We start from the raw sequence: 23847 nt of genomic DNA on the forward strand, positions 1-23847 counted from the left end.
AGGGGATGGATTGTCGTGGCAGGGCATCTTGATTGGAGCGGCAAGCCGCTTATTCGGGTTCAGGCTGAGTATCAGTGCTTCCCGCTGTGGTTCGGGGTGCGGCGCGACGCTGGTCGCGCAGTTGTGGATGCGGGATATTTCGATAACGTTCCGCCCGAGGCGCTAGGGTTGCCAGCCGAACTTTGTTCGCGGCTTGATGATTGGGCCCGAGAGTGGGACTCGATATACCCACCGGATGATCCCGCCTCGGCGTCATTCGAAAGCGCCGAGGCCGAAGAGGGCTTCCACATGCGCGGACTCGGCCTGACGGCGGAGGTCGGCACGTTCCTCGCCGAGAGGGCTGAGGTCTGCTATCGCCTGCACGGACGGGTGGTCTTCACGGCGTCACCGTCAGGAGGGGATCCCACTCGTCTCGAGCCGGACTTCAGGGAGATCGTCGAGACTGCTCTCCGCTCTGAGTCGCCGCTCTCGTCTCCGGACCCGTCAGCTGGGTCGCCGGGCTCAGAACCGGGAGCTCGACGCGGACCGTGGTTCCGCCGCCGGGGGTTTGGCAGAGGTCGACGTGGCCGTGGTGGGCGGTGGCGATCGCGGCGACGATGGCCATGCCGAGTCCTGAGCCGCCGGAGTCGCGGCCGCGGGAGGCGTCGACGCGGTAGAACCGCTCGAACACGCGGGCGGCGTGCTCGGGGTCGATGCCGGGTCCGTGGTCGCGGACCTCGATCACGCCCACAGGAAACGCGGGGCCCGCGGGCTCGTCGGGACCAGGTGCGCGCTGCGCGAGGCCGACGGCGATCTCGACGGGTGTGCCGGCGGGGGTGTGCTGCACGACGTTCCCGACGAGGTTGGCGACGACCTGGCGCAGGTGCGCCTCGTCGCCCTGGACGACGACGGGACCCGTGGTGCCGCCCGAGGTGAGCGGGACGATGCGCGTGGTGCGCGTCGGGTCGAGGGCGCGCAGGTCGCTCACCGCGTCGGCGGCCACGACGGTCAGGTCGACGGGGTCGCGGCGGGCTTCGCGTCGCTCGTCGAGCCGCGCGAGGGACAGAAGGTCCTCGACGAGGGTGCCCATCCGGGTCGCGGAGCCCTCGATGCGGCCGAACGTGTCGTCGACCTGCTCCTTCGTCGTGAGGGCGCCCATCCGGTACAGCTCGCCGTAGCCGCGGATGGCGGCGAGCGGGGTGCGCAGCTCGTGCGACGCGTCGGACACGAACCGCCGCATCCGCTGCTCCGACGCCGTGCGCGCCGCGAACGCCTGCTCGATCTGCGCGAGCATCCCGTTGAGCGCGGCTCCGAGGCGACCGACCTCCGTGGAGGTCGGGGCGGCCGGGATGCGCTGGGAGAAGTCGCCGGCCGCGAACGCCGCCGCGGTCTGCTCGATCTCCCGCAGGGGACGCAGCGACCGTCGCACCGCCCACCAGCCGGCGAGCCCGCCGAGCAGCAGGATCACGGCGCCCGACGCGGCGAGCACGCCGACCATGGCGCGCACGGTCTGGGAGACGTCCTCGAGCGGCAGCGCGACGATGATCGCGACCGCCTCACCGGTCGCGTTCTCGGTGCCGGGGTACGCGACGGCACGCCACCGCGACCCGGTGTCCGACGACACGGTGAACGGCATGCCGGCGCGAGCCTGTGCCTGCGCGACGGTCAGCGCGGGCAGGTCGGGCACCCCGCGCTCGTGCAGCGCGCTCGCGCGCGGGGAGAACAGGGTGCCGAACTCACCGTTCTTGACGTAGACGCCCAGGTAGTCGGTCGGGGTGCCCGACCCCTCCCAGGGCGACGTGCTGCTGGTCGCGCTGACCTGGGCGAGGCCCTCGGTGCGCAGCTTGTCGTCCACCTGCCCGACGAGCGTGCGCTGCAGCAGCCACGTCGCGGTCACGCCCGCGAGCACCAGGCCGGCGAGCAGCAGCACGGTCGAGATCGCGACGAGCCGCCCGGACAGGGGGGTCCGGGACCACGGGCCGCGGCCGGACGGGAACGGCTGCTCGTCGGGGGTGGGGGCGCCTGCGTCGTCCGCGCGCGGGGGCGGGGGCGGGACGGGACCCGGGTCGCGCAGGCTCACGACATCGAGCGCAGGAGGTAGCCGACCCCGCGCTTGGTGTGGATCAGGGGCGGCAGCTTCTCGCCGTCCGGTCCGGTCAGGGAGTCGACCTTGCGGCGCAGGTAGGAGATGTAGGACTCGACGATGTTCGCGTCGCCGCCCCAGTCGTACTGCCACACGTGGTCGAGGATCTGCGACTTCGACAGCACGCGCCCGGCGTTGAGCATGAGGTAGCGCAGCAGCTTGAACTCGGTGGGGGACAGGTCGATCTCCTGGCCCGCGCGGTGCACCTCGTGCGAGTCCTCGTCGAGCTCGAGGTCCGCGTAGCGGATGAGGTTGGCGTCGTCCTGCTCGGCGGGGGACGTGCGGCGCAGGATCGCGCGGATGCGCGCGACGACCTCCTCGAGGCTGAACGGCTTGGTCACGTAGTCGTCGCCGCCGACGGTGAGTCCCTGCACCTTGTCCTGCGTGTCGTCGCGCGCCGTGAGGAACAGCACGGGCATGTGCTGGCCCTTCTCGCGCAGGCGGCGCGTCACGGTGAAGCCGTCCATGTCGGGCAGCATCACGTCGAGCACCAGCAGGTCCGGGTCCAGGTCCCGCGCGAGGCGCAGCGCCGAGTTCCCGTCCGCGGCGGCGTGCACCTCGAACCCCGCGAACCGCAGGCTCGTGGCCAGCAGCTCGCGGATGTTCGGCTCGTCGTCGACGACGAGCAGACGGGCCTCGACCTCCGACGCGTGGGTGCTCATGGACTGATCCTCTCGCCGCAGGCTGGGGGTTGCCTGGGAAACGCCTGGATGGCGGCGGGTCGGCGCGGCACATTCGGCGCCCGTACGGGTGGTCTCGTCCGAATCGGTTCGTCCGACGAGCGGGCTGAACAGCGCGTTTCGGACCGACGACCAGTAGCGGGTACCGTCGGCGGACGTGACCGTTCGACTGACCGTGGTGCAGAGCTCGCCCGAGGCCCCGCTCGACCGCCTCGCCGGCTGGTGGAGCGACGTCGAGCTGACCGTGGTGCGCCCCGACCAGGGCGACACCCTCCCGACGGCCGACCGCGTGGGCGATGGGCTCGTCGTCCTCGGCGGCCTCATGAACGCCTACGACGACGCCGGCTCGCCCTGGCTGCCCGCGCTGCGCGCGCTGCTCGCCGACGCCGTCGCCTCCCGCGTCCCGACGCTCGGCATCTGCCTGGGCGCGCAGCTCCTCGCCGCCGCGACCGGCGGCCGCGTGCAGGTCGCCGCGCCGCCCGGACCCGAGGCCGGCGTGGTCGACATCTGGTGGCGCCCCGAGGCGGGCGCCGACGCGCTGTTCGGCCCGCTCGTCGCGGGCCTGCCCGGCCCCGCCGAGCGCAAGGTGAGCGCCCAGCCGACGATGCACTCGGACGCGGTCGTCGACCTGCCGCCGCGCGCCGTGTGGCTCGCGTCGTCCAACCAGTACCCGTACCAGGCGTTCCGGGTCGGCTCCGCGTGGGGCGTGCAGTTCCACCCCGAGGTGTCGGCCCCGACGCTGCGCGGCTGGGCCGAGGGTCACGAGACGGCCGACGCGGACGCGATCCTCGCGGACTACACCGCGCGTGAGGACGAGCTCGTCGCGACCGGCGAGCTCCTGGCCACCTCGTTCCTCGACGTGGTCCGCGAGGCGGCGGACGCACCCGTCTCCGCCTGAGCGGCGCGCGTGCTGTCGTACCGCGTGCGCGCGTTCGTCGGCACGCTGCGGCCCGGCACGTCCGCGCCCGAGCTGCTGCCCGAGGCGGTGGACTTCGCGCGCACGCTGGTGACGGTCGAGGCCTGGGACGTGGAGGTCGTGCGCCGACGGGCGCGCGTCACCATCCGCTACCAGGCCGACGACGACACGTCCGCGCGCCAGGCCGGCTGGGCGGTGCTGCACCACCTCGACGAGCGCGCCGAGATCGAGGGCCGCACCCTCACCCGCCGCTTCGGCTCCCGCTGGTACGCCGTCCGCGCCTGACCCGCCCGCGCTCGTCGTCGACCCGACGGCCCTCCCCGACGACCCTCCCCGACGACCCCGCGGTTGCTCCGGCTTCGTCGTCCCAGACCCGGAGCAACGACGGTCTCGTGCGAAAGGCCGGCCGCGACCCCGCGGTTGCTCCGGCTCCGACGTCGGATACCCGGAGGAATGACGGGGTCGCGGGCGAGGGGTCAGGGGGACGACGAGGGGGACGACGACGATCAGGCGACGCCCAGGTCCTCGGCGTCCTTGATCGTGTACGCGTAGCCCTGCTCGGCCAGGAAGCGCTGGCGGTGGGCGGCGAACTCCTGGTCCACGGTGTCGCGCGCGACGACCGTGTAGAAGTGCGCGGTCCGCCCGCTGGCCTTGGGCCGCATGATGCGGCCGAGCCGCTGCGCCTCCTCCTGCCGGGACCCGAACGACCCGGACACCTGGATGGCCACGGACGCCTCGGGCAGGTCGATCGAGAAGTTCGCGACCTTCGACACGACGAGCTTGGAGATCTCACCCGAGCGGAACGCGTCGAACAGGCGCTGCCGCTCCCGCACGGTCGTCTCACCGGTGATGAGGTCGGCGCCGATGTGCTCGGCGAGCTCGTGGAGCTGGTCCAGGTACTGACCGATGACGAGCGTCGGCTCGCCCTCGTGCTGCGCGACGAGCCGCTCGACCACGCGGTTCTTGCCGGACGCGGTCGCGGCGAGCCGGTACTTCTCCTCGGGCTCGGCGGTCGCGTACGCCATGCGGTCGGCGTCGGGCAGCGTCAGGCGCACCTCGATGCACTCCGCGGGCGCGATGTAGCCCTGCGCCTCGATGTCCTTCCACGGCGCGTCGAACCGCTTGGGGCCGATGAGCGAGAACACCTCGTCCTCACGGCCGTCCTCGCGCACGAGCGTCGCGGTCAGCCCGAGCCGGCGCCGGGCCTGCAGGTCCGCGGTCATCCGGAAGATCGGCGCGGGCAGCAGGTGCACCTCGTCGTACAGGACCAGGCCCCAGTCGCGTGCGTCGAGCAGCTCGAGGTGCGAGTAGACGCCCTTCCGCTTGGTCGTGAGCACCTGGTACGTCGCGATCGTGACCGGCCGGATCTCCTTGCGGGCACCCGAGTACTCGCCGATCTCGTCCTCGGTCAGCGAGGTGCGGCGCACGAGCTCGTCGCGCCACTGGCGTGCGGACACGGTGTTGGTGACGAGGATGAGCGTCGTCGTCGACGACTTCGCCATGGCACCCGCGCCGACGATCGTCTTGCCGGCGCCGCAGGGCAGCACCACGACGCCCGAGCCGCCGTGCCAGAACCCCTCGACGGCCTGCTCCTGGTACGGGCGCATGGCCCAACCGTCGGTCTCCAGGGAGATGGGGTGCGCCTCGCCGTCGACGTAGCCCGCGAGGTCCTCGGCCGGCCAGCCGAGCTTGAGCAGCACCTGCTTGAGGTGCCCCCGCTCGGAGGGGTGCACGACGACGTCGGTGGCATCCAGCCGCGCGCCCAGCAGACCCGCGGTGCGCTTGGACCGCGTGACCTCGGCGAGCACGGCCGGGTCGAGCGCGTGGAGGACCAGCCCGTGCACGGGGTCCTGGACGAGCTGCAGGCGCCCGTAGCGGGCCATCGTCTCGGCGACGTCGACGAGCAGCGCGTGCGGCACGGGGTAGCGCGAGTACTCGAGCAGCACGTCGACGACCTGCTCCGCGTCGTGCCCGGCGGCCCGCGCGTTCCACAGGCCCAGCGGCGTGAGGCGGTAGGTGTGCACGTGCTCGGGGGCGCGCTCGAGCTCCGCGAACGGCGCGATCGCGCGACGGCACGCGTCCGCCTGGTCGTGGTCGATCTCGAGCAGCAGCGTCTTGTCGCTCTGGACGATGAGCGGTCCGCTCACGTGACCTCCTGGTCGTGGTCCTGGTCGGGCTCGTCGTCGGCCGCGCGCCGCACCGCGCCGATCCGGTGCACGGCGACCGTCAGCTCGGACTCGCGCACGGGGTCGGCGGCTCGCAGCCGCCCGCCCTCGACGCGCAGCGGACGCAGCAGCCTGCGTTCGGGCCGCCCGCTGGGTCCGACGAGCTCGACCCACACGTTCTCGCGTGCGGCGGCCGCCTCACGCAGGAGTGCCAACGCGGCGGCGGGGTCGTCTGTTCCTGCGGCGGGCGGGCCGCCGGGGGTCGGGCGCGGCGGGGCGCCGTCGTCGGGCACCTCGGCCGTTCGGCGCTGGTCCGACGAGCGCAGCCGGCGCACCAGGGCGGCGGCGTCGGTGGTGCGCGTGACCACGGGGGACGCGGTGCGCCGTGCGCCGCGGCGGCGGGCACGCCGGACGGTGCGCTCCAGGTGCAGCACCTGGCCGTCGGGTGTCTCCGCGACGGGCGCGAGCCCGTGCGCGCGCAGCGCCTCCACCAGCTCGTGCGTCGAGGCCTGCGCCGCGAGCACGGTCGGCGCGAGCTGCAGCAGGCCGAGGTCCGCGAAGCGCGGGTCGTCGGCGAGCCCGGCCAGGAGCGCGGGGTCGTCGGCCCGCAGGTACGACGAGGCGGCACCCGCGCGCAGCCGCCCGTGCCGCCGTGCGGCGTCCCGCACCAGGTAGTCCAGCGCCTGCGGGAGGCCGCCGCGCGCGAACGTCGTCAAACGCTCGACGAGCTCGTCGGCCGTCAGCCCGTCGTCGAGCGCGCGCCGTACCGAGTCGGGCGTGAACCGCACGGTGACCGCGCCGCCGCGGCTCTCGACGACGGCGGCCCGCTCGAGCAGCGACTCGAGCGCCGCGCTGGGCCGCCCGGGGACGATGCCGGTGAGGTCGCCCTGCAGCAGCAGGTCACCCACCTCGGGCGACAGCCCCGCGGCGAACGCCGCCGCGGCATCGGGGCGTGCGTCCGCGGGCGTCGCGGCGTGCGACGCAGGCTCGAGCAGCACGCGCGCGGCGTCACTCAGCGCACCCGCGCCCAGGACACCCAGCGTGGTCGCCTCCGCGAGCACCGCGTCGACGGCGCCGCGCGGCGGGACGGTGCGCGGGGTGGACCACTCGAGCGCCGCGACCACGTCGTCCGCGGCCGGTGCGCCCCCGGGCTCTCGCGCCAGGACGCCCAGCACCGAGCGGCGCAGGCGCGGCGCCCACGGGCGTGACAGCTCGGGGTCGAGCGCCGCGATCAGCGACCCGCGCTCGTCGCGCGAGCCCACGAGCCACGGGGTGCGCGTCGTCGCGAGCCACGCCGACGCGAGCGCGACCCACCGCTGCGGCAGGTCGAGCGCCGACCACGCGTCGGCCTCGGTCGTCGGCGCGAACACCGCGGGCTCGTCGTCGTCCACCGCCAGCAGCCCGGCCGCGGACGCGAGCTCGACGACGAACGCCGCCTCACGCTCGTCGACCTCGAGGGTCTGCGCCGTACGTCGCAGCTCGCGCACCGCGAGCCCGCCCGCGCGCAGCACGCCCGGCGGGTCCTGCTCCCACGCGCGCAGCAGCCGTGCGACGAGCCGCACGCACCGCTCACCGGCGCTCGCGGACTCGGCCGCCACCGTCGCGGGGGTCCGGTGCGGGACCTGCGTGAGGTCCGGGGGCGTCGCGACGCCCCGGTGCGTGCGCCCGCCGCGCAGCACGAGCGCGACCGACGCCGGCAGCAGCACGTGCCGCCCCGCGCCGCGCACCAGCAGGCGGCGCGCGACGAGCATCGCGACGGCGTCCCCCGCGGGTGAGCCCGGCGCGGGCGCGAGGCCCACGGGCGGCCCCCACGTGAGCGCGTCCAGCACGGCGCGCGCGGGGGCGGCGAGCGGGTCGTCGTCGGACGGCAGCGCGGTGGGGTCCGCGGGACCGGTGACCTCGAGCGCGAGGCCCGCGGGGTGCGCGCCCAGCAGCTCCGCGACGCCCGGCGCGAGCGTCAGCGCACCCTCGTCGTCCGGGTGCAGCAGCGCGAGCGCGAGCGCCTCGTCCGTCGCGCGCGCGACCTCGTCGTGCGGGCCACCCGCCACCGCGTCCTGGATCGCCGGCCGCGCCGCGCCGCCCAGCGCGGCCACGGCCTCGAGCACCTGCACGACGACCGCGTCGACGCCCGCCAGCGCGCGCTCCAGGCTCGCGCGCCCCGTGGCCCGCACCGCGAGCGACGTCAGGTTCCCGGGGAACGGCGAGGCGAGGTCCGGACGCCGCGAGAGCAGACCTGCGAGCTGCTCGTCGGACGACGAGCGCAGGAACGCGGTGAACGTGGGCATCCGCACCACGATACGTGGGCCACCGGCGGGCACGCAGCGCCGACCGGTGGCGCCCGTGCGCGGCGGGGTAGCGTCGGCCCCGACGAGCACGCGAGCGGAGGACGACGTGGGAGAGCTGACCGGCCTGTACGACGACGCGCAGGGGATGCTGCCGGAGCTCGCCGGGCTGCGGCACGCGCTGCACCGGGTCCCCGAGCTCGGGCTGCACCTGCCGCGCACGCAGGCCCTGGTGCTCGAGGCGCTCGACGGGCTCGGCCTGGAGGTCACGACCGGTGAGTCGCTCAGCTCGGTCGTCGCGGTCCTGCGGGGCGCGCGCCCCGGGCCGGCGGTGCTGCTGCGCGGCGACATGGATGCGCTGCCCGTCACGGAGGACACGGGCGAGCCGTTCACGTCCGAGCACCCGGGCCACATGCACGCGTGCGGTCACGACATGCACGTCGCGGGACTCGTGGGGGCCGCGAGGCTGCTCGCCGCGCGGCGCGACGAGATCGCCGGATCCGTGGTGCTCATGTTCCAGCCCGGCGAGGAGGGCGACGGCGGCGCGGAGTACATGATCCGCGAGGGCGTGCTCGACGCCGCGGGCGAGCGCGTCGTGGCCGCGTACGGCGTGCACGTCTCGGGCGGGCTGCTGCCGTACGGCGTGGTCGCGGGGCGCGCCGGCACCGCGATGGCCGCGCCCGACGACGTGACGGTCACGGTGCACGGTGCGGGCGGGCACGGCTCGGCGCCGCACCGCGCGGCCGACCCGGTGCCCGTCGCGGCCGAGATCGTGCTCGCGCTGCAGGCGATGGTCACGCGCCGGTTCGACGTGTTCGACCCGGTGGTCGTGACGGTCGGGTCGATCCACTCCGGGACCGCGGACAACGTCATCCCGTCGACGGCGACGCTCGAGATCACGGTCCGCACGTTCTCGCAGGACACGTGGACCGCGGCGCCCGAGCGGCTGCGCGAGGTGTGCGAGCACGTCGCCGCAGCGCACGGCATGACGGCCACCGTCGAGTACCGGCGCGGCTACCCGGTCACGGTCAACGACGCGCACGAGCTCGGGCGCACCGCCCGGCTGACGCGCACGCTGTTCGGCGACGACGCGTGGCTCGAGATGCCCCACCCGCTCGCGGGCGGCGAGGACTTCTCCTACGTGCTGCGGGAGGTGCCCGGCGCGTTCGTGTTCGTCAGCGCGATCCTGCCCGGCGAGGACCCCGCGACCGCGCCCTACAACCACTCGCCGCAGGCGCGCTTCGAGGACGCCGCGCTCGCCCGCAGCGCCGCGCTGCTCGCCGGCCTCGCCCTGGACCGCCTCGCCGAGGGCTGACGCCGGCGTCCTGCGCCGTCAGGCGCGCAGGGCCGCGGCGACCGCCTCGACCGCGGGGGCGAGCTGGCCGAAGGACTCGCGGTAGAGCGCCGCCGAGCCGCCGTAGGGGTCGACGACGTCGTCCTCGCCCCGGCCCGCCAGGTGCCGCACGGCGGTGACGAGCCGCGGCAGGGCGCGCACGCGCGCGCCGACGGTGTCACCCGCCGCGCGCAGCTCGTCGGGGTCGACGTGCTCGAGCAGCCGCGCGAGCTCGAGCAGCGTGAACGTGCGGCGCACGAGCGCGGGCACGGTCTCCACGACCGCGGCCCGGTGACCGCGCGTGAGGGCGAGCACCAGGTCCGCGTCGCGCGCGACGCCCGCGGTGAGCCGGCGCGCGACGAACCCGTCCGCGCTCGCGCCGGCGGCCTCGACGAGCGGCACCATGGGGGCGCTCACGGGTGCGCCGACGACGCCGCGGGTCCCGGCGGACGCGACGACGACGTCGGTGCCCGCGAGCCGGGCGGCGAGCAGGCGTTCGACCGCCGGCGAGCGGCAGATGTTGCCGGTGCAGACGGCGAGCACGAGCGCGGGTCCGTCGGGCGAGGTCACCCGGCCATGATGCCGCAGGCGCGCGTCGCGGACGCCCGTGCGACCCGCGCCCGCGCGGGCGTGCGCCGAGCCTGCCCGATGCGTCCCGGTTAGCATCGCCGGGGGCCGGTGGTGCCGGCCACGACGGCGAGCGTGGGGGCGCGGTGCAGCCGAGGCATGGCAGGCAGGGCCGCCGGGACGCGCGGCGCTCGCGCCGTCGCCGCGTGCTCGTGGTCGCGGGCGGGCTGCTCCTGGTGCTCGTCGTCGCCGCCGGGGTGCTGGCGGTCGACGCCGTCCGGGCGCGGGACGCGTTCGAGGCGACCGCGGCGGACGTGGTGCGGCTCCGCGAGCAGGTCACCGACCCGTCGTCGCCCGACGCGGGCGTGACGCTCGCGTCCGCGCAGCGCCACGCGCGCGCGGCGCGCGACCACACCGACGGTCCGCTGTGGGCGCTCGCGGGTCGGCTGCCGTGGCTCGGCGCGGACGCGCGCGCGGTGCAGGAGCTCGCGCGTGCGGTCGACGAGGTCACGCACCGCGCGCTGCCACCGCTCGTCGAGGCGACGCGCGTCGTCGACCCCGCGGCGCTCGCGCCGGTCGACGGCCGGGTGGACGTCGCGCCGTTGGCGGCGGTCGCGGGGCAGGTCGCGGACGCGGACGACGCGGTGCGGTCCGCGTACCGGCGCGTCGCGGCCGTACGCACGGACGGTCTGGTCGCCCCCGTCGTGGACGCGGTTCGGCGGTTGCGCGACGAGCTCGCACGGGTCGCCGCGGACACGGGCACGGCGGCGCGTGCGGCGGCGCTCCTGCCGCCCATGCTCGGTACGGACGGGCCGCGCGAGTACCTGGTGCTGGTGCAGAACGAGGCGGAGCCACGCGCGACCGGGGGCATCCCGGGTGCGGTGCTGCGGCTGCGGGCCGACGACGGGCACGTGGAGGTGCTCGAGCAGCGACGCGGCGGGGACCTGTCCGGCGCCGACGAGCCCGCCCTCGCGCTGACTCCCGTGGAGCAGGACCTGTTCGGGCCGCTGCTCGGCACCGACATGCGTGACGTGACGTTCACGCCGGACTTCCCGCGCTCGGCGCAGCTGGCCCACGCGATCTGGGCGCGCGACACCGGGGAGCAGGTCGACGGCGTGCTGTCGGTGGACCCCGAGACGCTCGCGCTGGTGCTGCGGGCCACCGGGCCGGTGGCGCTCCCGGACGGGACCACGCTCACGGGGCAGGACGCGGTGCGGGTGCTCCTCAACGACGTGTACGTCCGCCTGACCGACCCGCGCGACCAGGACGCGTTCTTCGCGCAGACCGCCGCGGCGGTGTTCGCCCGCGTGGTCGCGGGGTCGTCGGACGCGGCCGGTGTCGTGGACGCGCTCGCCGAGGCGGCGCGCCGGGGCCGCCTCATGGTGTGGTCGGCGCACGACGAGGAGCAGGCGCTGCTGGGCGGCACGGTCCTGTCCGGCGAGCTCGCGGGTCGGGTCGGGGACCGCCCGGTCGTCGGGCTCTACCTCAACGACGGGACGCAGGCCAAGGTCGGGTACTACCTCGACGCGGACGTGGCGGTGGACCACGGCGCGTGCCTCGCGGGCGGTGCGCAGCGGTTCGTCGTGCGCGCGACGTACACGTTCGGGCCACCCGATGGTGTCGCGGGGCTGCCCTGGTACGTCGTCGGGGACGGCAGCGTGGTCGAGCCCGGGCTGCTGCGGACGAACCTCCTGCTCTACCTTCCGGCCGGTGCGCGCATGGCGCGGCTGACGGTCGACGGCCGCCCCGCGCAGGTCCACGCGCAGGTGCACGACGGTCTGCCGGTCGGCGCGCTGACCTGGACGTTCGAGCCCGGAGAGCGGCGGTCGCTCGAGGTGGAGGTGGTGACGGGCCCGGGTGCGCCCGGGCCGGTGCTGGTGCGCGGGACGCCGCTCGCCTCCGGGTTCGACCGGGTTTCTGCGGTTTCCTCCTGCCGGGATCGGGGTTAGTGTCCTGATTGCGACCGGTCGTCGCCCTAGGCGACGGATCGCGGGCCAGTCAGTCATCAGGGGGGAGATGTCATGAGAGTGCGTCGCGCGGTCGCATCGGCCGCCATCGTGGGGGCGCTCGTGCTGTCCCCGTCCGTGGCCTTCGGGTACGGCGCGGAGGACTACACGGACACGGGGACGGCGTCGACCACGACGCCCGCCCCGGGGCAGAGCTTCACCATCAGGGTCGTGGGCCCTGCGGGTGCCGGTGTCACGCTGACCATCACGTCGAGCGCGAACATCCCGGACTCCGCCATCCAGATCGCCGGGACCAAGTCGCTCACGCGCACGACGGACGCGTCCGGGGTGGCGGTGTTCACCGTGACGCTGAACCAGGCGGGCACGTTCACGGCGGTCGTGACGGACACGGAGTCGGGTGAGGTGCTCAGCACGCAGACGTTCCAGGTCGCGGGCAGCATCGCCGAGGCTCCGGGCGGCAACCTGTCGTCCACGGGCTCGGAGGTCCTGCCGCTCGCGCTCGGCGCGGGCGCGGTCCTGGTGCTGGGGAGCGGTGCGGTGGTCTACGCGCGGCGTCGCCAGCACGCGCACGGCTGAGGCGTCACACGGCGAGGGGGAGGGTCCCGGCGGACCCTCCCCCTCGCCGCGTCCGGAGGTCCGGCGGATGCGCCGGGACCGGGTGCGTCAGAACGCGCCCTCGCGGGCGAGCACCGCGCGCACGGTCCGCGCGAGGATCAGCACGTCCCCCACGAGCGTCCAGTTCTCGACGTACGCGACGTCGAGGCGCATGGCGGTGCGCGGGTCGAGGCTCGAGCGGCCGGAGACCTGCCACAGCCCGGTCAGGCCCGGCCGGACCAGCAGCCGCCGGTGGGCGACGCGGTCGTACGTCGCGACCTCCGCCTCGATCTGCGGGCGCGGCCCGACGAGGCTCATGTCGCCGCGCAGCACGTTGACGAGCTGCGGGAGCTCGTCGAGCGAGAACCGGCGCAGGACGCGGCCCACGCGGGTGACGCGCGGGTCGTCGCGCGGCTTGTAGAACGCCCCGACGCCGTCGACCCCCTGCGCGGCGAGGACCGCGGCGAGCTCGTCGTGCGCGCCCACGCGCATCGAGCGGAACTTGAGCATGCGGAACCGCTCGCCGTCCTTGCCGATGCGTTCCTGCGCGTACAGCACGGGGCCGGGGCTGCTGAGCTTGACGGCCAGGGCGAGCGCGAGCAGGAGCGGCGCGAGCAGGACGGTCAGCACCAGCGCGGTGCACCAGTCGAACGACGACTTCACGGCGTACCGCGAGCCGCTGAACCGCGGCTCGTCGACGTACATGAGCGGCAGGCCGTTGACGGGGCGCATGAGCACGCGCGGGCCGGCGACGTCGGTGAGTGCGAGCGTCAGGGCGAGGTCGATCCCGGTGCCCTCGAGGTCCCAGCCGAGTCGGCGCACCGCGTCGGCGGTCATGACGTCGGCGCCCGCGACCGCGACCGCGGCCACGCGCTCGCGGCGCGCGATGGTCGCTGCCTGCGCGTGGGTGCCGAGCACGCGGACGCCCGCGACCTCGGGTGCGCTCGGGTCCCTCTCGGACAGGCACGCGCCGATCACGCGGTAGCCGGCGCGCGGGTTGCGGTGGAACTCCTCGACGAGGGTCGCGACCTTGTGCCGCGGTCCGACGACGAGCACGGGGCTCACGTCGAGCCCCGCGTCGCGGCGCCGGTGCAGGGCGCGCCGCCAGACGAGCCGGGACGTCAGGAGCAGTGCGAGCCCGAGGGGCGCGACGATGGCGAGGAACCCGCGTCCGAGGTCCATGCGTGCGAGGAAGCCGATGATCGCGATGCCCGCGAACAGGTGCCACGTCACGACGCACACGCGCGCGAGCTCCTCGGACCCGGAGCCGAGGAGGCGGCGGTCGCGCGTGCGGCCGATGGTCAGGAGCGTGAACCAGGCGGCGCACAGCACGGCCGAGACGGCGAGGTAGCTGGGCGAGTACTCGCCGGACACGGCGACCGACGAGCGCAACGGGAACTGCAGGGCGTAGGCGACGGCCACGGCGGTGACGATCGCGAGCGCGTCGGTGGTGGCGATGCGCCGCGCGTAAGGGCCGCTCCAGGCGGTGAGCGCGCCCGGCGGGCTGGTCGCCGCGAGCGTCGGACGGCGGCCACGGACAGACGGGTGTGTCGTCGACGTCATGGGCCATCCCCCCGTGTGGCTGCCACTCGTCCCGGTGAATGCCGAACGTAGCAGGGGGCAACTGACACGGCGACCGCTCGCGCCCGGCGTCCCTCGTGCGTGGCGTCGGTGCAGGTCAGGGGCCGACGAGCACGAGTGCGCAGACGAGCAGGTCGCCGTCGTGCACGCACCCGGCGCGGGCGCCGGTGAGGGCGGGGTCCTCGAGGTTGGCGCGGTGGCCGGGCGAGCGGTCCCACGCGGCGACGACGTCGGCGGCGGGTGCCGCTCCGCGGCTGAGGTTCTCGGCGGCGGTGGTGAGCGGCGCGCACGCGGTGAGCACGTCCTCGAGCGGGGCGTGCGTGAGCTCGGCGCCGATGAGCGCTAGCGCTCGGTCGCGGGCGAGGTCGCCGACGCACGGCGCGTCCTGCCATGCGGGCAGCCCGGCCGCGACGTGCGCGGCGCGCGCCGCCGCGAGCAGCTCGGCGGCGTAGGCGTCGGGGTCGACGTCCGCGTACGACGAGGGGGCGGGACGCGAGGGGGCGGGGTCCGACGACGGCGCGGCCGGACCGGTGTCGCGGCGTGCGACGAGCACCGCGGCCCCCGCGAGCAGCGCCGCGACCAGGACGGCCGCGACGAGCACGGCGAGCCCGGGTCGGGTCGGTGTCTGCCGGCTCATCCCGGCGATCGTCGCACGGCGGACGGTGGCCCGGCACGAAAGGACGTGCCCGGCCCGGTAGCCTTGCCTCGACGTAGTTCTTCTCACGACAGGGGTCTGCCGTGCCTACCGGCAAGGTCAAGTGGTTCGACACCGAGCGAGGGTTCGGCTTCATCGCGTCCGACGACGGCGGCGAGGTCTTCCTGCACGCGTCGGCGCTGCCCGCGGGCGTGACCGCGCCCAAGCCGGGCGCCAAGGTGGACTTCGGCGTGGCTGACGGCAAGCGCGGCCCGCAGGCGCTGTCCGTCAAGCTCCTGGACCCGATCCCGTCGGTCGCCAAGGTGCAGCGCCGCAAGCCCGACGAGATGGTGGTCGTGGTCGAGGACCTCATCAAGGTGCTCGACCGGGTCGGCGGTGACCTGCGTCGCGGTCGGTACCCGGACCCGTCGCGCGGCAAGGCGTACGCGCAGGCGCTGCGCGCCGTCGCCGACGAGCTCGAGGGCTGAGGGTGGCGACCGCCACGAGGACCCGTGACGCCGTGCTCGGCTCGGCGGTGGACCTCGCGCGCGAGGTCGCGGTCGAGATCGCGTCCGACGCGTCGGACGTGGGTGAGCACCTGGGCGTGGTCGTCGAGGGCGAGCGCCTCGTCTCGCACCGGTTCGCGTGCCTCGCGCGCGGCTACCGCGGGTGGGAGTGGACGGTCACGGTCGCGCGTGTGCCGCGCGGCCGCACCGCGACGGTCTGCGAGGCGGAGCTGCTGCCGGGGCCGGACGCGATCCTCGGCCAGCCGTGGGTCCCGTGGTCGCAGCGGCTGCGCCCGGGGGACATCGGCCCGGGTGACGTGCTGCCGTTCCGTGCGGACGACCCGCGCCTGGAGCCCGGCTGGACGCCCTCGGGCGACCCGGAGCTCGACGAGGTCGCGATCGACGAGCTGGCGCTCGCGCGTGTGCGGGTGCTCTCGCCGCAGGGCCGTGACGAGGCGGCCGAGCGTTGGTACCGCGGGTCGCGCGGTCCGACGAGCGCGGGTTCCCTCGCGTCGTCGGGCGCGTGCTGGTCGTGCGGGTTCCTGGTCCCGCTGCAGGGTGCGCTGGGCACCGTGTTCGGGGTGTGCGCGAACGCGTGGTCGCCCGACGACGGCAAGGTCGTCTCGCTCGACCACGGGTGCGGGGCGCACTCGGAGACCGACGTCGAGCCCGTCGCGAGCGACTGGCCCGCACCGGACCCGCTGATCGACGAGATGCGCGTCGAGCTCGTCCCGGCGGCCGCGCCGCCCGAGGCGGACGAGGTGGCGACGCCCGACGAGCCACAGGTCGTCGTCGAGGGGGCCGACGCGACCGAGCCGGTGCCGGACCACCCGGACCAGCCGGACCAGCCGGTGACGGCCGACCAGCCCGAACTGGAGCGGTGAGCCCGGACGCGTTCGGCACCGCCGCGCTGCGTGCGGCGGTCCTGACCGCGTGGCGCACGTCCCCGGCGCGGCTGCGCGAGGACGCGAACGTCGAGGAGGACCACGCGCGCGGCTACTACCGCGACCGCGTGGTCGTCGAGCTCGCCCAGAACGCGGCCGACGCGGCGGTGCGCGCGGGCGTGCCCGGGCGGCTGCTGCTGCGGCTGACCCGCACGGACGAGGGCACCACGCTCGTCGCGGCGAACACGGGCGCACCTCTCGACGAGGAGGGCGTCGCGGCGCTCGCGTCGATGCGCGCGTCCGCGAAACGTGGCCACGCGGGGGTCGTCGGACGGTTCGGGGTCGGGTTCGCGGCGGTGCGCGCGGTGTCCGACGAGATCTCGGTGCTCTCGTCGTCGGGCGCGGTGCGGTTCTCGCTGCGGGACGCGGCCACCGAGCTGGCGACGCTCGCGGCGGAGGTCCCGGCGCTGGCGCAGGAGCTCGTGCGGCGCGACGGGTCGCTGCCGGCGCTGCGGCTGCCGTTCGCGGCGCAGGGACGCCCACCCGAGGGCTTCGACACGGCGGTGGTGCTGCTGCTGCGCGACGAGGTCGCGGCGGACGAGGTGCGCGCGCTGCTGCACGCCGTGGACGACGCGTTGCTGCTCGCGCTGCCCGGCCTCACGGAGGTCGTCGTCGAGGACGAGACGTCCGACGGCGGGCCCCGGCGGATCGCGGACGTCGCGGCGCGGTGGTTCGTCGCGGCGGCGGAGGGGGACGTGCCGCGGGACGTGCTCGCGGGCCGGCCGGTCGAGGAGCGTGACGCGACGCGCTGGCGTGTGACGTGGGCGCTGCCGCGCTCGGCGGCGGTGCCGCGCGAGGGCGCGGACGCGTTCGCGGTCGCGGCCGCGGGTGCGGCGGGGCCTCGGACGGTGCACGCGCCCACGCCCACGGACGAGCCGCTCGACGTGCCGGCGCTGCTCGTCGCGACTCTCCCGCTCGACCCGACGCGGCGGCACGTCGCCACCGGCCCGCTCACCGACCGGGTGCTGCGGCACGCCGCGGACGTGTACGCGGACCTGGCGCTCGAGCTCGCGGAGCACGGCGTGGACCCGCTCACGCTGGTGCCCACGGCGCTGCCCGCGGGCCCGCTGGACGCGGCGCTGCGCCCGCTGCTGCTCGACGCGCTGGCCGCCGCACCGGTGCTCACCGCGGCCGGTTCGCCGGAGCGCGTCGCGCCGCGGCACGCCGTGGCCGTGGTGGGGGCCGGCCCGCCCGAGGCGCTCGCCGCGGTGGGGCGGCGCGTGGGTGCGCTCGTCGTCGTGCCCGCGGGACGGCACGCGCAGGCGCGCGCGGTGGGCGTCGAGGTCCGCACGCTCGCGGACGTGGTGGAGGAGCTCCCGGCGGCGGACGACGACTGGCGCGGGCTCTACACGGCGCTCGGCGAGCTCGCGGCGGGTGACCCGGAGGGGGTCGAGGCGCTCGCGAACCTGCCGGTGCCGCTCGCGGACGGGCGCGTGGTGCGTGGCGTGCGGGGCGCGCTGGTGCTCGCGGGTCCGCTCACCGAGGCCGTGACGCCCGTGCTCGGCACGCTCGCGCGGTGGGGCGTACGCGTGGTCGACCCCGCCGTGGCGCACCCGCTGCTCGAGCGGCTCGGCGCGCAGTGCCCCGACGCGGTCGGGCTCCTGCGGCTGCCGCCCGTGCGCGCCGCGGTGCTCGCGTGGGACGAGGACGACGACCCCGACGAGCCGGACCTCACGACGACGGTGCTCACGCTCGTCGCGGCGCACCTCCCGCCGCGCGACCCGGCGCGCTGGTCGGCCACGACGGGTGCCGCGGACGCGCTGCCCGACGATGTGCGGGAGTGGCTCGCGCTGCTGCCCCTGACCGCCGCGGGCGGGGAGCCGGCGCCCGCGGACGGGCTGGTGCTGCCGGGCTCGCCCGCGCACCGGGTGCTCGACGCGCGTGTCCTGGCGCCGGTGGCGAGCGAGCAGGTCGAGCGCTGGGGTGCCATGACGCTGGTCGCGGCGGGGGTGCGCGAGGGGCTCGTGACGGTGCGGGTGCCGGATGTCGTGACCGACGAGGAGCCCGTGCCGGACGCGCCGGGCGCGCTCACGGCGCAGGTGCTCGACGCCTGGCCGCAGTACCTCGAGCACCTCGCGGACGTGCTGGGCCCCGGCGCGTACGTGGGCGACGTGACGGCGGTGGCGGACCTCGACGCGGTGGCCACCGAGGCGTGGCCGCAGGTGCTCGCGCAGCTGTGCGAGGAGCCGGACCTGCGCCGCGCGGTGCTGGAGCCGGTGCGCGGCGAGCACGGCGCGAGCGCCGCGTCCTACACCGCGTGGTGGCTGCGCGAGCGGGGGCCGCTCGGGGTCGAGGGCCCGTTCGTCGTCGGCGACGGGCCGCTGCGCGCGCTGCTGCCCGCGGCGCCGCCCGCCGTGGCGCCCCTCGACGTGGCGGTGCAGCGCGCGCTCGGCGGTGTGAGCGACCCGCGGGACGTCACGCCCGCCGCGTGGGCGGACGTGCTGGACGCGTGGGCCGTGGGTGCGCAGGTCCCGGCGCGCGCCGCGGCGCTCGTGTGGCGGCACGCGGAGCCCGACGAGCCGCCCGAGCGGGTCCCGGCGGTCGTCGGACCGGGACGCGTGCTCGTCGTCGCGGCGCACGACGCGGCCGTCGCACCGAGCCCCATGTGGCGTCAGCGGACCGACGTCGCGGCCCTCGTCCCGGCGCGTGACGGCGCCGACGCGCTGCGGCTGTCCCGCGCGCTCGACCTGCCGCGCGTGTCCGAGCTCGCGGCGGGCGTCGTGACCCGTGACGACGGGCTGCGGGCGCGCGTGCCCCGCGCCGTGCGGGACGTCCTGCCGGGCGCGCCCGAGCACTGGTGCGAGCACGAGGACCTGCGCGTCGACCACGTGAGCGTCGCGTGGTGGGTCGACGCCGCGGGCGACGAGGTGCGGGTGCACGCCACCACGCTCGCCGGGCTCGCGGCGGCGCTCGCGCAGGCCGCGGGCCGCTGGGACCTGCGCTACGCGGTGGAGGCGGTGCTCGTCGACGACGAGCGCGCCGCGCAGGTCACGCTGGACGTCGCCCTCGACGACTGACGCCGCCGCCCCGGGAGGGGACGGCGGCGCCGGTGCGTACCGAGGTCAGGCCGAGTGCTTCGCGCGTGCCGCGCCCGCCTCGTCGTCCACGCGCTGCTCGCCCGCCGGGGCCTCGTCGCGGCCCGCGGCCGGCAGCGGGCTGACCGACGAGTGGTCCGAGCGGTAGTGGTAGTACGAGTACGCGTCACCGACCGCGCGCTTCTGGCCGTTGACCACCACGCCCAGCACGCGCGCACCGACCGTCTCGAGCGAGCCCATCGACTCGCGCAGCTGGTCGCGGTGGATCTTCTGCGCACCGGCGATGACGAGCGCACCGCCCGAGATCTTCGCGAGGATCGCGGCGTCCGTGACGGGCAGCAGCGGGGGAGCGTCGATGATCACGTGGTCGTACTGCGCCGTGAGCTCGTCGAGCAGACGTGCCATCGCCGCGGAGCCCAGCAGCTCCGACGGGTTCGGCGGGACCATGCCGGACGTCAGCACGTGCAGGTCGGCCACACCCCACGGCTGGACGACGTCGGCGACGTCGGCCTGGCCGATCAGCACCGTCGTCAGCCCCGCCGCACCCTCGAGACCCATGTACTTCGCGACCGACGGGCGGCGCAGGTCCGCGTCCACGAGAGCGACCCGCGCACCGGCGTCCGCGAGCGTGATCGCGAGGTTGATCGCGGTGGTGGACTTGCCCTCGCCCGGGACCGACGAGGTCAGGACGATCGAGCGCGGCCGGTCCGCGAGGTCGAGGAACTGCAGGTTGGTGCGCAGGCGGCGCAACGCCTCGGCACGCTCCGACTGCGGCGAGCTGTGCACGATCAGCGGGTGCGCGTCGGCGTCGTCGTCGAACCCGATCGTCGCGATCACCGCGGCGTCCGTGACCTGCGCGACGTCCTGCGCCGTGCGGATGCGCGTGTCGAGCACCGCGCGCAGCACCGCGACGCCCACACCGATCGCCAGCCCCACGAGCAGGCCGAGCGCGACGTTCAGCTTGAGGTTCGGCGACGACGGGGACTGAGGCGCCGCGGCCGGCCGGACGGTCGAGACCTTCACCGACGACACCCCGCCGTCGGACGGGGTCTCCAGCTCGTCGATCACCGCGGAGAACTCCGTGGCGACCGTGTCCGCGATCGCGGCCGCGACCGCCGGCTCCACGTCCGTGACCTGGATGTTGATGAGCGAGGTGTTCAGGGGGGAGTTGGCGCTCACGCGCGTCGCCAGGTCCGCCGGCGTCACGTCGAGCCCCAGCTCGTCGATCGCGGGACCCAGGACCAGCGGGCTCTTCACGAGCTGCGTGTAGGACGTCACCTGCTGACGGGAGTAGTTCGAGCCCTGGAGCAGGTCGCTGCTCGTCGCCCCGCCCTGCACGGACACGTACAGCTGCGTGGACGCGGTGTACTGCGGGGTCGTCGCGAGCGAGAGCCCGAGCGCCGCGCCGGCGGCGACGACGGTGATCAGCAGGATCGAGAGCCACCGCTTGCGCAGGATGCCGAGGTAGTCGTGCAGTTCCACTGGGGGTTTCTCCCGAGATGTCGTCTGGGTATGCGCTCGATTGTCGCACCGGTGGTCCGGCGGGGGGGCGGCTGGGCCTCGACTCGTATCGTCCGATCGGGTGGCGGTCTTGAGACACTCGGACATCCGCCTTCCGACGTATGACGCATATCACCCGCTGGTGACGTCGCAGGTATCGTCCCTGGTGAGGGCGGGGCGTGGCGCGGGTCACGTCCGAAGATTCGGAATCCTCCTCAACTCGGTCGCTCGTCGTGCCGATGCCCGAGTCAATCCGGCTCCAGGGTTCCGCAGGGGGAGACATGTCGATCGAGACCAACCGCTCGCGGACTACCGAGGTTCGGCCAGGGACCTCGGCAACCGCGGTCGGTCAGTCGTCCCCGCAGGTCAGGTCCGTCGGCCTCGGACTCCGCCTGCACCGCGCGCTCGTCGTCGGTGACGTCGTCTGCGTGATCGCCGCCGTCGTCACCGCGTGGGCGCTGCGGATCGGCTTCGAGGGCGACCAGAGCGTGTCCGGCGACGTCGACGTGTCCTACCTGACCGCGTCGCTCGTGATCGCCGGGGCCTGGACCGCCGCGCTCGCCGCCGGCCGCTCCCGCGACCGCCGCGTGCTCGGCCAGGGCGCCGCGGAGTACCAGCGCGTGTGGAGCGCCACGTGGCGCGTGTTCGCCGTCGTCGCCGTCGTCGCGTTCCTCGTGCACGCCGACGTCGCCCGCACCTACCTCGCCATCGCCGCACCCCTCGGCCTCGCGCTCCTGCTCACGTGGCGCGCCGTCGCCCGCCGCTACCTGCACCGGGTGCGCGCCCAGGGCCGTGGCCTGCAGGACGTCGTCGTCGTCGGCCCCCGCGAGAAGGTCGCCCACTTCCCGCAGATGCTCGGTGACGGCGCCGCCAGCGGGTACCGCGTCGTCGCCGCGTGCGTCCCGCACGGCGCGATCGAGCACGACGAGGACGTCGCCGGCGTGCCCGTGCTCGGCGGCCTCGACGACGTGCGCCTCGTCGCCGAGACCACCGGCGCGCGCATGGTCCTGGTGCTCGGCTCCGACGCCGTCACCTCCCAGACCGTCCGCCAGATCGGCTGGGACCTCGAGGGCACCGGCATCGACCTCGCCCTGTCCCTGGCGCTCGTCGACGTCGCCGGTCCCCGCATGACCGTCCAGCCCGTCAGCGGCTTGCAGTGGGCGTTCGTCGACGAGCCCCGGTTCACCGGGTGGCGCTACGTCCTCAAGAACGTCTTCGACTTCCTCGGCACCGGCCTCATCACCCTGCTCCTGTCGCCCGTGCTGCTCGGCGTCGCCGCCGTCATCAAGGTCACCAGCCCCGGACCCGTGCTCTACCGCCAGGAGCGCATCGGCAAGGACGGCAAGCCGTTCCCGATGCTCAAGTTCCGCTCCATGGTCGTCGACGCCGACAAGCGCCTCGCCGAGGTGCTCGCCGCCGAGGGGCGCGAGGTCGGCATGTTCTACAAGCCCGTCAACGACCCGCGCGTCACGCCCATCGGCCGGTTCATCCGCCGCTACTCCATCGACGAGCTCCCGCAGCTGTTCAACGTCCTGCGCGGCGAGATGAGCCTCGTCGGCCCGCGCCCCCAGATCCAGGCCGAGGTCGACCTCTACGACCGCGCCGCCCACCGGCGCCTGCGCGTCAAGCCCGGCCTCACCGGCCTGTGGCAGGTCTCGGGCCGCTCCGACCTGAGCCCTGAGGCCTCGATCCGCCTGGATGTGCGTTACGTCGAGAACTGGTCCATGTTCGGTGACATGCTGATCCTCATGCGTACCGCCAAGGCCGTCGTGGCAGGCGAGGGCGCGCGTTAAGTGCAGGGTGCGCAACGCGGAGGCATTGCGCCACTCACTCCAAGCGAGTGGCCAATCGAGGGCAGAGGCTCCGACGGTGCAGGAAAGAGAACAGACTAATGCGTGATGGTCACCGCGAGGATCGGCCGATCAGGATTCTACACATTTCCGCCTGTGTAGGTGGGGGCGTTCCACGCGCGATCACGTCGATCATCAATAACACCCAGTCATTCGAGCATTTCGTCATGGCCTCCGACGCCGACAGTTACGACTGTGTCGATCGCGCGCACCTCTTCGATCTTAGCCCAAATCTGGCAAAGGCATTGCGCGGAGTGCGGAACCTCGAGTCTCGCGTCCGTCCCGACATCATCCACGCGCACTCGAGCGTGGCCGGCGTGATCGCGCGCATCGTGAGTCGCTCACCCGTCATCTACCAGCCGCATGCGTTCGCTCACACGGCAACTTCGAAGAGTCTCGCGGTTCGTGTGCCCGCGTCGATTGTCGAACGAGCACTGAGCCACCGCACAGCCGCGTATGCAACACTCTCTCCAGCAGAAACGTCCGCCGCGCAAGCGCTTGGGGCCGCAACACCCACATTCGAGTTGCCAAACGTCTCGTCCGTCCAGGCGATATCCCCCTCAGCCCGTAAGCCGCTTGGCCACGAGAAGACAAAGTTCGAAGTGGTAATGGTCGGAAGAGTGAGTTCGCAAAAGGGTGCATGGTTCTTTGCCGAATCGGCCGAAGCGGCGGCCTCTTCAAAATTGCCTCTCGATTTCACCTGGCTCGGCGACGGCGATCCTGCACTGTGCGACTCACTCCGGGCAGCAGGTGTGCGAGTTACGGGTTGGCTCGACGCGAACCAACTCGCGCAGCGTCTGCAGCGAGCGGATGTGTACCTTCACTCAGCCGAGTATGAGGGCTTCCCCATTAGCATTCTGGATGCGCACGCCTCGGGCCTGCCCATCGTCGCAAGGGAGATCGATGCGGTAAGGCACCTCGACCTTGAGCTGGTTTCGACGCCGACCGAAGGCACCGCCGCGGCCGCGAATCTCGCTGTCGATCCGGTCGCCCGTCAGGAGCGGCTCGAGCGCCAGGCTCATGCGCTCAGACACATGAATGACGTAGGTCAGAGAGACCGTGTCACAGAGATGTACAGAACGGTAGGTCAAAATGCGTGTTTTGATGCCCGGTCGAATCCTGGAGCGTCACGTCGGCGGTAACAGCACCTACACCATGAATCTGGCGCGGG

At 74.6% G+C, this 23847-nt stretch carries 18 protein-coding genes; 10 read left to right on the forward strand and 8 right to left on the reverse strand.

All coding sequences use genetic code 11. The annotated features are described in order from the left end of the window. Positions 1–424 precede the first annotated feature (424 nt). Together CBP52_RS16360 and CBP52_RS16365 are read right to left on the reverse strand one after the other, a co-directional pair. Positions 425–2059 carry a cell wall metabolism sensor histidine kinase WalK gene (locus tag CBP52_RS16360; protein ID WP_094181853.1) on the reverse strand — a complete coding sequence of 545 codons (1635 nt, stop codon included), beginning with the start codon at positions 2057–2059 and terminating at the stop codon, positions 425–427. Next, positions 2056–2784, reverse strand: a complete 729-nt coding sequence (locus tag CBP52_RS16365; RefSeq protein WP_094181854.1) for a response regulator transcription factor — start codon at positions 2782–2784, stop codon at positions 2056–2058. Before CBP52_RS16365 ends, CBP52_RS16360 begins: the two co-directional genes overlap by 4 nt. 175 nt (positions 2785–2959) lie before the next feature. Between CBP52_RS16365 and CBP52_RS16370 the strand changes: the two genes are divergently transcribed. Both CBP52_RS16370 and CBP52_RS16375 read left to right on the forward strand, forming a co-directional pair. Next, entirely contained in the window at positions 2960–3700 is a 741-nt protein-coding gene (locus tag CBP52_RS16370; protein ID WP_232514553.1) for a type 1 glutamine amidotransferase, read from the forward strand. A gap of 9 nt (positions 3701–3709) precedes the next feature. Continuing rightward, positions 3710–4003 (forward strand): hypothetical protein, encoded by a 294-nt coding sequence (locus CBP52_RS16375; protein ID WP_094181855.1) that lies wholly within the window; start codon positions 3710–3712, stop codon positions 4001–4003. Between the two features lie 221 nt (positions 4004–4224). Here the strand turns inward: CBP52_RS16375 and CBP52_RS16380 are convergent, their stop codons facing one another. Then, positions 4225–5865, reverse strand: a complete 1641-nt coding sequence (locus CBP52_RS16380) for a DNA repair helicase XPB (protein ID WP_094181856.1) — start codon at positions 5863–5865, stop codon at positions 4225–4227. Continuing rightward, positions 5862–8168, reverse strand: a complete 2307-nt coding sequence (locus tag CBP52_RS16385) for a helicase-associated domain-containing protein (RefSeq protein ID WP_094181857.1) — start codon at positions 8166–8168, stop codon at positions 5862–5864. The genes CBP52_RS16380 and CBP52_RS16385 overlap by 4 nt, the downstream gene beginning before the upstream one ends. A 145-nt stretch (positions 8169–8313) precedes the next feature. Between CBP52_RS16385 and CBP52_RS16390 the strand changes: the two genes are divergently transcribed. Continuing rightward, entirely contained in the window at positions 8314–9480 is a 1167-nt protein-coding gene (locus CBP52_RS16390; protein ID WP_094182459.1) for a M20 family metallopeptidase, read from the forward strand. Between the two features lie 18 nt (positions 9481–9498). On the opposite strand, the gene CBP52_RS16395 is transcribed toward CBP52_RS16390, so the two are convergent. After that, entirely contained in the window at positions 9499–10068 is a 570-nt protein-coding gene (locus CBP52_RS16395) for a low molecular weight phosphatase family protein (protein WP_094181858.1), read from the reverse strand. A 143-nt stretch (positions 10069–10211) separates the two neighbouring features. Between CBP52_RS16395 and CBP52_RS16400 the strand changes: the two genes are divergently transcribed. Together CBP52_RS16400 and CBP52_RS16405 are read left to right on the forward strand one after the other, a co-directional pair. After that, on the forward strand, positions 10212–12014 hold the full coding sequence (locus CBP52_RS16400) for a DUF4012 domain-containing protein (protein ID WP_157732693.1): 1803 nt from the start codon (positions 10212–10214) through the stop codon (positions 12012–12014). A gap of 72 nt (positions 12015–12086) precedes the next feature. Beyond that, positions 12087–12608, forward strand: coding sequence for a peptidase (locus CBP52_RS16405; protein WP_094181860.1), 522 nt, complete (start codon positions 12087–12089; stop codon positions 12606–12608). Positions 12609–12695: 87 nt separating this feature from the next. Here the strand turns inward: CBP52_RS16405 and CBP52_RS16410 are convergent, their stop codons facing one another. Beyond that, positions 12696–14189, reverse strand: coding sequence for a sugar transferase (locus CBP52_RS16410; protein ID WP_094181861.1), 1494 nt, complete (start codon positions 14187–14189; stop codon positions 12696–12698). A gap of 115 nt (positions 14190–14304) precedes the next feature. Continuing rightward, positions 14305–14844 carry a hypothetical protein gene (locus CBP52_RS16415; RefSeq protein ID WP_094181862.1) on the reverse strand — a complete coding sequence of 180 codons (540 nt, stop codon included), beginning with the start codon at positions 14842–14844 and terminating at the stop codon, positions 14305–14307. A gap of 101 nt (positions 14845–14945) precedes the next feature. On the opposite strand from CBP52_RS16415, the gene CBP52_RS16420 reads away from it, so the two are divergent. The 3 genes from CBP52_RS16420 to CBP52_RS16430 are packed head-to-tail and all read left to right on the forward strand — an operon-like array spanning position 14946 to position 19308. After that, positions 14946–15329, forward strand: coding sequence for a cold-shock protein (locus tag CBP52_RS16420; RefSeq protein WP_094181863.1), 384 nt, complete (start codon positions 14946–14948; stop codon positions 15327–15329). 2 nt (positions 15330–15331) lie between these two features. Further along, positions 15332–16231 (forward strand): DUF3027 domain-containing protein, encoded by a 900-nt coding sequence (locus tag CBP52_RS16425; RefSeq protein WP_232514555.1) that lies wholly within the window; start codon positions 15332–15334, stop codon positions 16229–16231. Continuing rightward, a complete protein-coding gene (locus CBP52_RS16430) occupies positions 16228–19308 on the forward strand; it encodes a sacsin N-terminal ATP-binding-like domain-containing protein (RefSeq protein WP_094181865.1) in 3081 nt (1026 codons plus the stop codon). The genes CBP52_RS16425 and CBP52_RS16430 overlap by 4 nt, the downstream gene beginning before the upstream one ends. A gap of 45 nt (positions 19309–19353) precedes the next feature. Here the strand turns inward: CBP52_RS16430 and CBP52_RS16435 are convergent, their stop codons facing one another. Next, positions 19354–20808, reverse strand: a complete 1455-nt coding sequence (locus tag CBP52_RS16435) for a polysaccharide biosynthesis tyrosine autokinase (RefSeq protein WP_094181866.1) — start codon at positions 20806–20808, stop codon at positions 19354–19356. A 446-nt stretch (positions 20809–21254) separates the two neighbouring features. On the opposite strand from CBP52_RS16435, the gene CBP52_RS16440 reads away from it, so the two are divergent. Continuing rightward, entirely contained in the window at positions 21255–22619 is a 1365-nt protein-coding gene (locus CBP52_RS16440; RefSeq protein ID WP_232514556.1) for a sugar transferase, read from the forward strand. A 224-nt stretch (positions 22620–22843) separates the two neighbouring features. After that, entirely contained in the window at positions 22844–23818 is a 975-nt protein-coding gene (locus CBP52_RS16445) for a glycosyltransferase (protein ID WP_198303492.1), read from the forward strand. The last annotated feature ends 29 nt before the right edge of the window (positions 23819–23847 follow it).

The organism is Cellulomonas sp. PSBB021 (genome assembly GCF_002240455.1).
Taxonomy (GTDB): domain Bacteria; phylum Actinomycetota; class Actinomycetes; order Actinomycetales; family Cellulomonadaceae; genus Cellulomonas; species Cellulomonas uda.